The organism is Streptomyces sp. NBC_01296 (genome assembly GCF_035984415.1).
Lineage (GTDB): Bacteria > Actinomycetota > Actinomycetes > Streptomycetales > Streptomycetaceae > Streptomyces.
Genome location: NZ_CP130720.1, coordinates 4,753,652 through 4,767,231 on the forward strand (window position 1 = coordinate 4,753,652; position 13,580 = coordinate 4,767,231).

General features: G+C 65.2%; 8 protein-coding genes and 3 rRNA genes. 8 read left to right on the forward strand and 3 right to left on the reverse strand.

Annotated features, from left to right (window positions below):
* Positions 1 to 199 precede the first annotated feature (199 nt).
* Complete coding sequence (locus tag OG299_RS21560; RefSeq protein WP_266627928.1) at positions 200 to 976, reverse strand: TetR/AcrR family transcriptional regulator; 777 nt, start codon at positions 974 to 976, stop codon at positions 200 to 202.
* A 342-nt stretch (positions 977 to 1,318) separates the two neighbouring features.
* Here OG299_RS21560 and OG299_RS21565 point away from each other — a divergent pair, with 342 nt between their 5' ends.
* Positions 1,319 to 2,737, forward strand: a complete 1,419-nt coding sequence (locus tag OG299_RS21565) for an NAD(P)/FAD-dependent oxidoreductase (RefSeq protein WP_327362336.1) — start codon at positions 1,319 to 1,321, stop codon at positions 2,735 to 2,737.
* Positions 2,738 to 2,894: 157 nt separating this feature from the next.
* Entirely contained in the window at positions 2,895 to 4,649 is a 1,755-nt protein-coding gene (locus OG299_RS21570; protein WP_266633424.1) for an ATP-binding SpoIIE family protein phosphatase, read from the forward strand.
* Positions 4,650 to 4,718: 69 nt separating this feature from the next.
* Here the strand turns inward: OG299_RS21570 and OG299_RS21575 are convergent, their stop codons facing one another.
* Positions 4,719 to 6,002: an MFS transporter gene (locus OG299_RS21575; RefSeq protein WP_327362337.1), complete on the reverse strand. Its 1,284-nt coding sequence runs from the start codon at positions 6,000 to 6,002 to the stop codon at positions 4,719 to 4,721.
* Between the two features lie 124 nt (positions 6,003 to 6,126).
* Here OG299_RS21575 and OG299_RS21580 point away from each other — a divergent pair, with 124 nt between their 5' ends.
* The 6 genes from OG299_RS21580 to OG299_RS21605 all read left to right on the forward strand — a co-directional run bounded on the left by OG299_RS21580 (position 6,127) and on the right by OG299_RS21605 (position 13,105).
* Positions 6,127 to 6,663 carry a MarR family winged helix-turn-helix transcriptional regulator gene (locus OG299_RS21580; RefSeq protein ID WP_030292304.1) on the forward strand — a complete coding sequence of 179 codons (537 nt, stop codon included), beginning with the start codon at positions 6,127 to 6,129 and terminating at the stop codon, positions 6,661 to 6,663.
* A gap of 565 nt (positions 6,664 to 7,228) precedes the next feature.
* Positions 7,229 to 8,753, forward strand: a 16S ribosomal RNA gene (locus tag OG299_RS21585).
* 282 nt (positions 8,754 to 9,035) lie between these two features.
* Positions 9,036 to 12,158, forward strand: a 23S ribosomal RNA gene (locus OG299_RS21590).
* A gap of 77 nt (positions 12,159 to 12,235) precedes the next feature.
* Positions 12,236 to 12,353 (forward strand): 5S ribosomal RNA (rrf, locus tag OG299_RS21595).
* Together the 16S, 23S and 5S rRNA genes form the textbook arrangement of a ribosomal RNA operon.
* A gap of 108 nt (positions 12,354 to 12,461) precedes the next feature.
* On the forward strand, positions 12,462 to 12,818 hold the full coding sequence (locus OG299_RS21600) for a DUF6247 family protein (protein WP_327362338.1): 357 nt from the start codon (positions 12,462 to 12,464) through the stop codon (positions 12,816 to 12,818).
* A 17-nt stretch (positions 12,819 to 12,835) separates the two neighbouring features.
* The gene (locus OG299_RS21605; protein ID WP_266627938.1) at positions 12,836 to 13,105 is read left to right on the forward strand and encodes a hypothetical protein; all 270 of its coding nucleotides are present in this window, start codon (positions 12,836 to 12,838) and stop codon (positions 13,103 to 13,105) included.
* A gap of 133 nt (positions 13,106 to 13,238) precedes the next feature.
* Here OG299_RS21605 and OG299_RS21610 read toward each other — a convergent pair whose 3' ends face one another.
* Positions 13,239 to 13,571 carry a ribosomal protein L7/L12 gene (locus OG299_RS21610; protein ID WP_323179051.1) on the reverse strand — a complete coding sequence of 111 codons (333 nt, stop codon included), beginning with the start codon at positions 13,569 to 13,571 and terminating at the stop codon, positions 13,239 to 13,241.
* Positions 13,572 to 13,580 lie beyond the last annotated feature (9 nt).

Here is a 13,580-nt window from a genome sequence, read left to right on the forward strand (position 1 = left end):
TCACACGGGGGGCGCGCGCCGAACCCCTCTCCACGCCATCCACTCGTCCGGGCAGCATCCGGTGAATCCCCGTACCCGGCCGTCACCCTTCCGGGTGAGCGGCCGTTCGGGGAACCGTTCGACGAACCGGTCGGCGGGTGGAGAGGGCAGCCGCACGCACCCCTGCAAGGGCCTCCGCGAGGACTGCTTCCCGTACGGCTCAGACCGTCCGGGACCGCAGCCCTTCGAGCAGGATGTCGAGCAGCCGGGACGAAGCCGCCGCCTGCTGAGCCGCATCGGGCAGGGCCGGAGCAGCCGTCGCTATCACCAGCAGCACGTCGGCCACCGTGACATCGCCGCGCAGCTCGCCGGCCTCCCGGGCGCGGTCCACCAGTCGGCCGACCACCTCGAGCAGCGCACCCGCGCCCGCGTCCTGCGAGGGCTCGTCCTCGACGGGAGTCCGCCCGCCCACGACGCGCAGCTCGGGAGCCCCGCCGCCGGTCACACCGGCCTGCCGCTGGTGCGGAACCCGCGCCTTCTCCGCGTCCTCGACGCCGTCCTCGCTCGCCGACCCGACCCGCAGCACCTGCGGCGGCAGCAGCCGCCCGGCGCCCGAGGCCACGGAGGTGCGCAGGAAGCGCGACAGCGCCTGCCACGGCTCCTCCTCCTGGCCCAGCGCGGTCCTTGCCTGCTCGGTCAGCCGGGCGGTCTCTTCCTCGGCTATCCGGCGGACCAGGACGTCCTTGCTCGGGAAGCGCCGGTACACGGTGCCGACGCCGACGCGTGCGCGCCGCGCCACGTCCTCCATCGGAGCCCCGTAGCCCAGCTCGCCGAACACCTCGCGCGCCGCACGCAGCACGTGCTCGAGGTTGCGCTGGGCGTCGACGCGCAGCGGCGTGGAGCGACCCACACCGTGCGTGGTGCCGCCTGTCATCAGGCGACCGTTGCTCTCGGCCGAGAGCGCGGTCGCGGAACCATGGAAATCGGAAATGTTCATATGTATCCCCCGGTAATCATTTGTCTCCCCCCGGAGACACTCCCCGCCTTCGTGTCGAGGTGGGCCACGGTCATGTGGGCCCCGGTCCTACTCCTCGACGAGATACGAACATAGTTGAGCCAGAGTCAATTCAGAAGAGGCAGCCCCGGACGGACCACCGCCCGATCGGAGCATTCACCCCCACTTTTCCGATCCAAGCCACCGGAATCACCCTCTCCGCACCACCTGACCTGCGGAACTCCACCCCCACTCCAGCCGTCCGGCAGGCCCGTACCGGCATCCCCTCCGGTCACACAATGTGTCAGGCCTGTGGACAAACTCCCGGCCACGTTGCGTCATGGGATGGTGAAGGCTGCTAACTCCCGGGGCACGGCCCCCGGTACCCCGCCCCGCACGCGCATCCTCGTCGTCGGCGGGGGCTACGTCGGCATGTACACGGCTCTCCGGCTCCAGCGAAAGCTCAGAGCCGGCGAAGCCGAGGTCACGGTGGTCAGTCCCGAGCCCTACATGACGTACCAGCCGTTCCTCCCGGAGGCGGCCGCCGGCTCCATCTCCCCACGCCACGTCGTCGTCCCGCTGCGCCGCGTCCTCGGCAAGTGCCGCATCGTCACCGGCGAGGTCCAGCGCATCGACCACGCCAAGCGGACCGCGACCGTCAGCACGCTCGCCACCGCCGACGAGGGCACCGGCGCCCAGGAGCTCGAGTACGACGAAATCGTCGTCGCGCCCGGGTCCGTCTCCCGCGCCCTGCCCATCCCGGGACTCGCCGACTACGCCATCGGCTTCAAGACGGTGGAAGAGGCCATCGGGCTGCGCAACCACGTCATCGAACAGATGGACATCGCCTCCTCCACCCGCGACCCCGCCCTCCGCGACGCCGCCCTCACCTTCGTCTTCGTCGGCGGCGGCTACGCGGGCGTCGAGGCCCTCGGCGAACTCGAGGACATGGCCCGCTACGCGGCCCGCTACTACCACAACGTCAAACCCGAGGACATGAAGTGGGTGCTGGTCGAGGCCAGCGACCACATCCTCCCCGAGGTCGGCCCCGAACTGGGCGTCTACACGATCCGCGAACTGCGCCGCCGGGGCATCGACGTCCGCCTGGAGACCCGGCTCGAATCCTGCGAGAACCGCGTCGCCGTCCTCAGCGACGGCGCCCGCTTCCCCACCCGCACCGTCGTGTGGACCGCCGGCGTCAAACCCCACCCGGTCCTCGCCGCCTCCGATCTCCCGCGCAACGAGCGCGGCCGCCTCACCTGCACCGCCTTCCTCACCGTCGACGGCGTCGACCACGCCTGGGCCGCCGGCGACGCCGCCGCCGTCCCCGACATCACCGCCGGCAAAGCCGGCGTCGAATGCGCCCCCAACGCGCAGCACGCCGTCCGCCAGGCCAAGGTCCTCGCCGACAACCTGCTGGCCTCCCTGCGCGGCGAACTCCTGACCGAATACGCCCACAAGTACGTCGGCTCCGTGGCCTCCCTCGGCCTCCACAAGGGCGTCGCCCACATCTACGGCCGCAAGCTCAAGGCCTACCCCGCCTGGCTGATGCACCGCACCTACCACCTCAGCCGGATCCCCACGTTCAACCGCAAAATGCGCGTCCTCGCCGAATGGACCCTCTCGGGCCTCTTCAAGCGTGAGATCGTCTCCCTCGGCTCCCTCGAACACCCCAGGGCAGAATTCGAACTCGCCGCCGGACACGGCCACAGACACACCCCGCCCCCGCCCGCCCCCAACCCCCCGAAGGACAGCCAGGGCTGACGTTGTCAGTGCGGTCGGCCACACTGGACGTGTGACCATAGGTGGGCTCACCCCTGCACACAGTGACCTTCACCGTGACATCCACCGAGCGACACCGGCCAGCGACCGACCACGAGAAGCACAGCGACCACTTGCGACACCATGAGGCTTGAACGCAGTGAACTTCACGCGCTGGAGCGCCCGTTTTCCCGGAACGCAGCGCCGCGCCGCCGCCCGGTCCGAACATGCCGCCGCCCAGGCCAAGCGGGGTGAGGGCGCCGTCCCGGCAGCCCGCGGCGCCGCCGCCCGCCCGGCAACGGCCCCGGACGGCTGCCCCGCGGACCCCACGGTCTGCGGCACGGGCGCCGCCGCCGGCTCGGGCACCGACAGCGGCGTCCTCGCCGCCGTGCCCTCCCTCGACGAGCTCTCCGTACGGGAGGTCCTCGGCCGGCTCCCGGCCCTCGTCGCCCTCGTCCACGGCCCCGAGCACCGCGTCGCCTACCTCAACGACGCCTACACCGCGGGCTTCGGACTCCGCCCCACCGGCGCACCCGCCCACGAGGCCCTCCCCGAACTCGGCGAACTCGGCCTGCTCCCGCTCCTCGACCAGGTCCAGCGCAGCGGCAAGCCCCGTACCGCCAAGAACCGCACCGCCCCCGGCGGCGCCAGCTCGTACACGGTCACCTGCACCCCCGTCGAGTTCCCCAAGGCCGACACCGAGAGCGGGACCGACCCCCACCACACCGGGGTCCTCATCCACCTCGCCGACGTCACCGACCACGCCGAAGCCGTCGAACGGCTGCGCGCCAGCGAGCGCCGCCAGCGCGAAGCCGCCGTCACCCTCCAGCGCTCCCTGCTCCCGCAGGAACTCGAACAGCCCGACGACCTGCGCATCGCCGCCACCTACCAGCCCGGCGGCACCGAAGCCGCCGTCGGCGGCGACTGGTACGACGTCATCACGCTCGGCGCCGGCCGCACCGCCCTCGTCATCGGCGACGTCATGGGCCGCGGGGTCCGCGCCGCCGCCGTCATGGGCCAGCTGCGCACCGCCGTCCGCGCCTACGCCCGCCTCGACCTGCCCCCGCACGAGGTGCTCCAGCTCCTCGACGGGCTCGCCGCCGAGATCGACGCCAGCCAGATCGCCACCTGTGTGTACGCCGTCCACGACCCCAACGAGGGCCTCCTCGCGTACGCCTCCGCCGGCCACCTCCCGATCCTCGTCCGCGACGAGGACGGCACCGTACGCCGCGCAGCCGACCCCACCGGCCCGCCGCTCGGCACCGGCGGCTGGCTGCACACCTCGGGCACCATCGCGCTCGGCCCCGGCTCCACCGCCGTCCTCTACACCGACGGCCTGGTCGAACGGCGCGGCGAGGACATCGACGAGGGCGTCGCCGCCCTGGAACGCGCCCTCTCCGGCGCCCAGGGCACCCCGGCCGTCATCTGCGACCGCCTCATGCGCGCCCTCGGCGTCGACGCCGACCACGACGACGACGTCGCCGTCATGGTCCTCCAGCAGCCCGCCCGCACCGGAGCCGACGCCGAGCTCTTCCACAACGCCGCCCTGGAACTCCTCGGCGGCATCGAGGCCGCCCCGCGCGCCCGCGCCTTCGCCTCCGGAGTCCTCGCCTCCTGGCGCTTCCCGGTCGAACTGTGCGACCTCGGCGTCCTCGCCGCGAGCGAGCTCGTCGCGAACTCCCTCCAGCACGGCACCCCGCCCATGCGGCTGCGGCTGCGCCGCACCGACCGCCGCCTGATCATCGAGGTCACCGACGGGGACGACCACCTCCCGCGCCGCCGCCGCGCAGAACCGGCCGACGAGACCGGCCGCGGCATCTCGATCGTCGCGACGATCGCCTCCTCCTGGGGCTCGCGCCGCACCCCGGGCGGCGGCAAGGCCGTCTGGTGCGAGTTCGCCCTGCCGGACAAGTAGCGGGTACGGGAAAGGCCCGGTCCAAGGGGACCGGGCCTTTCCCGTATCGCGTCCGAGGGGACGTGTCTCCTACGCGGGCACGCGCTCCGGCTCGGCGACCTTCACGGCCACCGCCGGCACCGCCTCGCCCTTGAGCAGCGACGGCCTGTCCTGCACCGCGCTCAGCTGGCTGCCGAGGCGCAGCGCCAGCCACGCGATGCCCAGCGAGACCACGACGAACACCCCGATGTAGAGCATCGGCACCCCGGCCCCCAGCGGCACGCCCAGTGGCCCCAGGGCCAGCGCCATCTGCTTGACCAGCGCGAAGGCGGAGTTGTACTGGCCCACCGAGCCCTCCGGCGCCAGGTCGGCCACCAGGGGGGCCAGGGTCGGCGACAGCATCGCCTCGCCGATGCCGAAGAGCGCGTACGTGGTGATGAACGCGGCGGCGGCCATCATCGCGCTGCCGTGCCCCAGGCCCGAGAACCCGGCGATGACCCACGCCACGGTCCAGATCAGGCCGACCAGCGCGATCACCCGGGACCGGCGTCGCTTCTCGACCAGCTTCAGCACGACGAACTGCGCCACGACGATCGCACCGGTGTTGGCGGCCAGCGCGAAACCGAGGGTGGACGGGGAGATCCCGGCGGCCTCGGTACCGAACGCGGCGAGACCGGACTCGAACTGCCCGTAGCAGGCGAAGAAGATCACGAAGCCCAGTACGAGCAGCTTGACCATGGCCTTGTGCTCGAGCAGCCGCTTCCACGCGCTGCCGGACTTGGACTCGTCCCGCGGCACGGCGTCCTTGATGCTCGGCGCGTGCGGCATCCGCACGGTGAGGATGACGCCGGCCAGGACCAGGAACATCACGGCCTCGATGCCGAACAGCAGGGTGAAGCTGGCGGGCCGGCTCTCGTCGACGATCTGGCCGCCGATGAGGCCGCCGATGCCCAGGCCCAGGTTCTGCATGAAGAACTGCAGGGCGAAGGCGCGCGTCCGGGTGCCCGGGGTCGAGCACCACACGATCATCGTGGCCAGCGCCGGCTGCATGACGGCCTGCCCGGCGCCGAGCGCCAGGGCGGACAGCAGGATCGGCACGATGCCGGTCGAGAGCCCGAGCGACAGGGCGCCGGCCGACGCGGCGACGGCCGCACCGATGACCACGGGGACGGGACCTCGGCGGTCGATGACCCGACCGGTGAGGGGAAGCGCGACCAGGGCACTCACGGCGAAGGCCACGAACGCACTCGTGGCCGCCATGGAACCCAGACCCCGCACCTGCGCCACGTAGATGTAGAGGAACGGAACCGTGAAACCGATGCCGAACGCGGTCAACGCGTTGCCGGCCTGGATCCGCCGCATCGCAGCGCCCATCACCCTGGTCACTTCTCACCGCCTTTGAGAACTGAAGTCCGAAGACTTCATACCTAAACTTCGACGCTTAACTCTACACATCGAAGGAGTTAGACGCCAACGGGCTCATGCGATACTTCGAACCATGGGTGACACCCCCGACGGCACTGCGCCCGTCCACGAGCCGAGCCTCGACGAGCAGATCGCCGTCTATCAGCGCGAGTTCCAGGACCTCGATCCCCAGGTCGAGAAGGTGGTCTCGGCACTGAGCCGGCTGAACCGCCGCATGAACGTCGCGTACGGACGCCAGACCGCCGCACTGGGCATCAGCAACGCGGAGTGGGAGGTCCTCAAGGCCCTCGTCATCTCCGGGGCCCCGTACCGGATGGGCCCGAGCGAGCTGGCGAAGCAGCTCGGCCTCACGCCGGCGGCGATGACCCACCGGATCGACCGCATGACGGCGGAAGGACTGGTGACGCGCGAGCGGGACGAGTCCAACCGCGTCCGCGTGATCGTGGAGCTCACGGACGAGGGCCGCAGCAAGTGGCTCGACGCCATGCGCGCGGCCACGGTCTTCGAGGAGGACCTCCTCCAGGACCTCTCCACGGCGGAACGCGGCGTGCTGGGCGACATGCTCACCCGGCTCCTGGACCGCGTGGAGGACCTCCAGTCGCCCAGCTGACGGGCCCGCCAGCTGCGGGGTTGACACCGACCCCGCGGGTCCGTAAGGTACTTCGAGTTGTCCCTGAGCCGGAAGGTTTTGGCGACAACGAATCCCGCCGCCTCGTTGCGGCACCCAACTCTGCACGATCTCCCACCGGGAACGAATTCGGCATGCCCGAATTAATTTCCGAAGGCCGATTATGAATCGACCGGGAAATCCACTAGAGTTCAGGGAGTCGGAAGGGCCCAACAGCCCGGAAGACAAACCCCGCTGACTGGGGGTCAGGCCCGAAAGGATCTGATAGAGTCGGAAACGAAGAACGAAGCCCGGAGGAAAGCCCGAGAGGGTGAGTACAAAGGAAGCGTCCGTTCCTTGAGAACTCAACAGCGTGCCAAAAATCAACGCCAAAAGTTGATACCCCGTCCACTTCGGTGGATGAGGTTCCTTTGAAAAAGACCTGTGAGGTCGCGGTTCGCCGTGATGCTTGCAGGCAATTACACAGCGAGGACGCAGTGGTCAGTCGGTCATATTCCGACATGATTGACCCGCTCTAAGTGCGTGTGCACCCGATTACGGGTAAACATTCATGGAGAGTTTGATCCTGGCTCAGGACGAACGCTGGCGGCGTGCTTAACACATGCAAGTCGAACGATGAAGCCCTTCGGGGTGGATTAGTGGCGAACGGGTGAGTAACACGTGGGCAATCTGCCCTTCACTCTGGGACAAGCCCTGGAAACGGGGTCTAATACCGGATAATACTCCTGCCTGCATGGGCGGGGGTTGAAAGCTCCGGCGGTGAAGGATGAGCCCGCGGCCTATCAGCTTGTTGGTGGGGTAATGGCCCACCAAGGCGACGACGGGTAGCCGGCCTGAGAGGGCGACCGGCCACACTGGGACTGAGACACGGCCCAGACTCCTACGGGAGGCAGCAGTGGGGAATATTGCACAATGGGCGAAAGCCTGATGCAGCGACGCCGCGTGAGGGATGACGGCCTTCGGGTTGTAAACCTCTTTCAGCAGGGAAGAAGCGAAAGTGACGGTACCTGCAGAAGAAGCGCCGGCTAACTACGTGCCAGCAGCCGCGGTAATACGTAGGGCGCAAGCGTTGTCCGGAATTATTGGGCGTAAAGAGCTCGTAGGCGGCTTGTCACGTCGGATGTGAAAGCCCGAGGCTTAACCTCGGGTCTGCATTCGATACGGGCTAGCTAGAGTGTGGTAGGGGAGATCGGAATTCCTGGTGTAGCGGTGAAATGCGCAGATATCAGGAGGAACACCGGTGGCGAAGGCGGATCTCTGGGCCATTACTGACGCTGAGGAGCGAAAGCGTGGGGAGCGAACAGGATTAGATACCCTGGTAGTCCACGCCGTAAACGTTGGGAACTAGGTGTTGGCGACATTCCACGTCGTCGGTGCCGCAGCTAACGCATTAAGTTCCCCGCCTGGGGAGTACGGCCGCAAGGCTAAAACTCAAAGGAATTGACGGGGGCCCGCACAAGCAGCGGAGCATGTGGCTTAATTCGACGCAACGCGAAGAACCTTACCAAGGCTTGACATATACCGGAAAGCATTAGAGATAGTGCCCCCCTTGTGGTCGGTATACAGGTGGTGCATGGCTGTCGTCAGCTCGTGTCGTGAGATGTTGGGTTAAGTCCCGCAACGAGCGCAACCCTTGTCCTGTGTTGCCAGCATGCCCTTCGGGGTGATGGGGACTCACAGGAGACCGCCGGGGTCAACTCGGAGGAAGGTGGGGACGACGTCAAGTCATCATGCCCCTTATGTCTTGGGCTGCACACGTGCTACAATGGCCGGTACAATGAGCTGCGATACCGTGAGGTGGAGCGAATCTCAAAAAGCCGGTCTCAGTTCGGATTGGGGTCTGCAACTCGACCCCATGAAGTCGGAGTTGCTAGTAATCGCAGATCAGCATTGCTGCGGTGAATACGTTCCCGGGCCTTGTACACACCGCCCGTCACGTCACGAAAGTCGGTAACACCCGAAGCCGGTGGCCCAACCCGTAAGGGAGGGAGCTGTCGAAGGTGGGACTGGCGATTGGGACGAAGTCGTAACAAGGTAGCCGTACCGGAAGGTGCGGCTGGATCACCTCCTTTCTAAGGAGCACAGTACCGATTGCAGACAAACGTTCTGCACGGTCAGCTCATGGGTGGAACGTTGATTAGTTGGCACGGTTTCCAAAACTCTCTGTAAGTACTGCTTCGGCGTGGAAAACAGTGAAGTGGAGGGGATCGTGCTTGGCACGTTGTTGGGTCCTGAAGGTACGGCCGTAAGGTCATGTCTTCAGTGCCGGCCCCAGTGAACTCGCCAGCTTGTCTGGTGGGGTGATGGGTGGCTGGTCGTTGTTTGAGAACTACACAGTGGACGCGAGCATCTGTGGCCAAGTTTTTAAGGGCGCACGGTGGATGCCTTGGCACCAGGAACCGATGAAGGACGTGAGAGGCCGCGATAGGCCCCGGGGAGCTGCCAACTGAGCTTTGATCCGGGGGTGTCCGAATGGGGAAACCCGGCAGTCGTCATGGGCTGTCACCCACTGCTGAACACATAGGCAGTGTGGAGGGAACGAGGGGAAGTGAAACATCTCAGTACCCTCAGGAAGAGAAAACAACCGTGATTCCGGGAGTAGTGGCGAGCGAAACCGGATGAGGCCAAACCGTATGCGTGTGATACCCGGCAGGGGTTGCGCATGCGGGGTTGTGGGAATTCTTTTGATCGGTCTGCCGGCCGGTCGGCGAGTCAGAAACCGTTGATGTAGTCGAAGGACATGCGAAAGGTCCGGCGTAGAGGGTAAGACCCCCGTAGACGAAACATCAGCGGCTTGCTTAAGAATCTCCCAAGTAGCACGGGGCCCGAGAAATCCCGTGTGAATCTGGCGGGACCACCCGCTAAGCCTAAATATTCCCTGGTGACCGATAGCGGATAGTACCGTGAGGGAATGGTGAAAAGTACCGCGGGAGCGGAGTGAAATAGTACCTGAAACCGTGTGCCTACAAGCCGTGGGAGCGTCGCCGTTATTCTTCGGAATGACGGTCGTGACTGCGTGCCTTTTGAAGAATGAGCCTGCGAGTTAGCGGTGTGTAGCGAGGTTAACCCGTGTGGGGAAGCCGTAGCGAAAGCGAGTCCGAATAGGGCGATTGAGTTGCACGCTCTAGACCCGAAGCGGAGTGATCTAGCCATGGGCAGGTTGAAGCGGAGGTAAGACTTCGTGGAGGACCGAACCCACCAGGGTTGAAAACCTGGGGGATGACCTGTGGTTAGGGGTGAAAGGCCAATCAAACTCCGTGATAGCTGGTTCTCCCCGAAATGCATTTAGGTGCAGCGTCACGTGTTTCTTGCCGGAGGTAGAGCACTGGATAGGCGATGGGCCCTACCGGGTTACTGACCTTAGCCAAACTCCGAATGCCGGTAAGTGAGAGCGTGGCAGTGAGACTGTGGGGGATAAGCTCCATGGTCGAGAGGGAAACAGCCCAGAGCATCGACTAAGGCCCCTAAGCGTACGCTAAGTGGGAAAGGATGTGGAGTCGCAGAGACAACCAGGAGGTTGGCTTAGAAGCAGCCACCCTTGAAAGAGTGCGTAATAGCTCACTGGTCAAGTGATTCCGCGCCGACAATGTAGCGGGGCTCAAGCGTACCGCCGAAGTCGTGTCATTGCAGCAATAGGGCCAACGCCCGCTGTGATGGGTAGGGGAGCGTCGTGTGCCGGGTGAAGCAGCAGCGGAAGCTAGTTGTGGACGGTTCACGAGTGAGAATGCAGGCATGAGTAGCGATACACACGTGAGAAACGTGTGCGCCGATTGACTAAGGGTTCCTGGGTCAAGCTGATCTGCCCAGGGTAAGTCGGGACCTAAGGCGAGGCCGACAGGCGTAGTCGATGGACAACCGGTTGATATTCCGGTACCCGCTTTGAAACGCCCAATATCGAATCAGGCGATGCTAAGTCCGTGAAGCCGTTCCGGACCCTTCGGGGAAAGGAAAGTGGTGGAGCCGACGAACCAGACTTGTAGTAGGTAAGCGATGGGGTGACGCAGGAAGGTAGTCCAGCCCGGGCGGTGGTAGTCCCGGGGTAAGGGTGTAGGCCGAGGGGTAGGCAAATCCGTCCCTCATTAAGGCTGAGACCTGATGCCGAGCCGATTGTGGTGAAGTGGATGATCCTATGCTGTCGAGAAAAGCCTCTAGCGAGTTTCATGGCGGCCCGTACCCTAAACCGACTCAGGTGGTCAGGTAGAGAATACCGAGGCGTTCGGGTGAACTATGGTTAAGGAACTCGGCAAAATGCCCCCGTAACTTCGGGAGAAGGGGGGCCATCACTGGTGATCGGATTTACTCCGTGAGCTGGGGGTGGCCGCAGAGACCAGCGAGAAGCGACTGTTTACTAAAAACACAGGTCCGTGCGAAGCCGTAAGGCGATGTATACGGACTGACGCCTGCCCGGTGCTGGAACGTTAAGGGGACCGGTTAGTGCGCTTTCGGGCGTGCGAAGCTGAGAACTTAAGCGCCAGTAAACGGCGGTGGTAACTATAACCATCCTAAGGTAGCGAAATTCCTTGTCGGGTAAGTTCCGACCTGCACGAATGGCGTAACGACTTCTCGACTGTCTCAACCATAGGCCCGGTGAAATTGCACTACGAGTAAAGATGCTCGTTTCGCGCAGCAGGACGGAAAGACCCCGGGACCTTTACTATAGTTTGATATTGGTGTTCGGTTCGGCTTGTGTAGGATAGGTGGGAGACTTTGAAGCAGCCACGCCAGTGGTTGTGGAGTCGCCGTTGAAATACCACTCTGGTCGTGCTGGATGTCTAACCTCGGTCCGTGATCCGGATCAGGGACAGTGTCTGATGGGTAGTTTAACTGGGGCGGTTGCCTCCCAAAGAGTAACGGAGGCGCCCAAAGGTTCCCTCAGCCTGGTTGGCAATCAGGTGTTGAGTGTAAGTGCACAAGGGAGCTTGACTGTGAGACCGACGGGTCGAGCAGGGACGAAAGTCGGGACTAGTGATCCGGCGGTGGCTTGTGGAAGCGCCGTCGCTCAACGGATAAAAGGTACCCCGGGGATAACAGGCTGATCTTCCCCAAGAGTCCATATCGACGGGATGGTTTGGCACCTCGATGTCGGCTCGTCGCATCCTGGGGCTGGAGTCGGTCCCAAGGGTTGGGCTGTTCGCCCATTAAAGCGGTACGCGAGCTGGGTTTAGAACGTCGTGAGACAGTTCGGTCCCTATCCGCTGTGCGCGTAGGAATATTGAGAAGGGCTGTCCCTAGTACGAGAGGACCGGGACGGACGAACCTCTGGTGTGCCAGTTGTCCTGCCAAGGGCATGGCTGGTTGGCTACGTTCGGGAGGGATAACCGCTGAAAGCATCTAAGCGGGAAGCCTGCTTCAAGATGAGTATTCCCACCTCCTTGAGAGGGTAAGGCTCCCAGTAGACGACTGGGTTGATAGGCCAGATGTGGAAGCCCGGTAACGGGTGGAGCTGACTGGTACTAATAGGCCGAGGGCTTGTCCTCAGTTGCTCGCGTCCACTGTGTTAGTTCTGAAATAACGAACAGCTGTGTTGTCGGCCAGCGTTCAAATTTCATAGTGTTTCGGTGGTCATAGCGTTAGGGAAACGCCCGGTTTACATTCCGAACCCGGAAGCTAAGCCTTTCAGCGCCGATGGTACTGCAGGGGGGACCCTGTGGGAGAGTAGGACGCCGCCGAACAATCATTGTAGAAAAGCCCCGTACCGGGATCCGGTACGGGGCTTTTCTGCGTTTACGGGCATGTGGCAGGGGCGCTCGCTATCCTGGCCTCGTTCCCCTGGAGGCACGATGACAGCACAGCACCTCGAAGACGACGGTCCGCTCATCCCCCAGCCGGCCATGACGCGCGAAGCCCTGCGGGATGCAGTGCGCCGGATCGACATGCCGCACCTCGCCGAGTTCGACAGGGAATGCCATGCGGCGTTCGACCGTGCCGCCGAGACGGGCGCCATCAACCCGCTCCGCTTCTTCCTGATCAAGTGGGCGACGCACGTGGCCATCCACCGTTGGCCCGCGCGTTCGGCAGCACTGCTCGAGGCCGAACGCACCGCCGGCAACCCGGAGGCCACGGAAGCGGAGTTCCGGGCAGCCATGGAGACGAGCAGCCGCATCCTCGGCGAGGCCCAGCGCGAGATCGGTCAGTGAGCCCACGGGGCGAGGGAGTGGAGAACGACGGCGGCTGGGCATGGGAATGCGATCCCAGCCGCCAATGGGTGCTCGGCGACATGGCCGCCGAGCACCGGAAAACGGTCGGCGCCGTGATGGACGGCCTCGTCGACCTGGCGTCCATGGGCATCGACCCCAAGGACGGCAGCCTCTACGAAGACCCCAGCCCCATGCGGTTGCGCACGTACGAGGACGAGCACCTGATGCTCTGGTACCAGACAATCCCCCACCGCAGCCGCGTCTACCTGAAGCGCGTCAACCTCTGATCACCGGGCGCCCGGACCCTGCCCGCCCGCGGACACGGGGACCCGGTGGCGACGGGCCGCCCACTCGAGCGACGGCAGCACACCGCGACCAGTACCGGCCCAGCTGGACGGGCGGTTGCTCCTCGACGCGTATTCAGTCCGCGGCCGGTGGCCAACTCGCCCGGCAGGCTTCGGCAGGCCATGGCCCCGTACACGGGGCTGGGTCGAGAAGGCCGGCCCCCCGCGTGATGGGGCGGTCGCACCAGTCGCACAGCACTGTGGCGTGGGCGCCCGCGTCCTCAAGGAGTCTGGCCGCCTCATTTGCGACTTCGAGCCAGTCGGGTCCCGTGACCGCTACGGGCGTGCTGTCGAGCAGAAGTTTGCTGTTCCAGAGGCTGAGGCCGGTGACCGTCCGAATCGCACGGACCGCCTCCATCTTCCGGTCTCCTGCCTCTGTCAGCAGCACACGGAATCCCGGCTCTTCCACACACCCTCC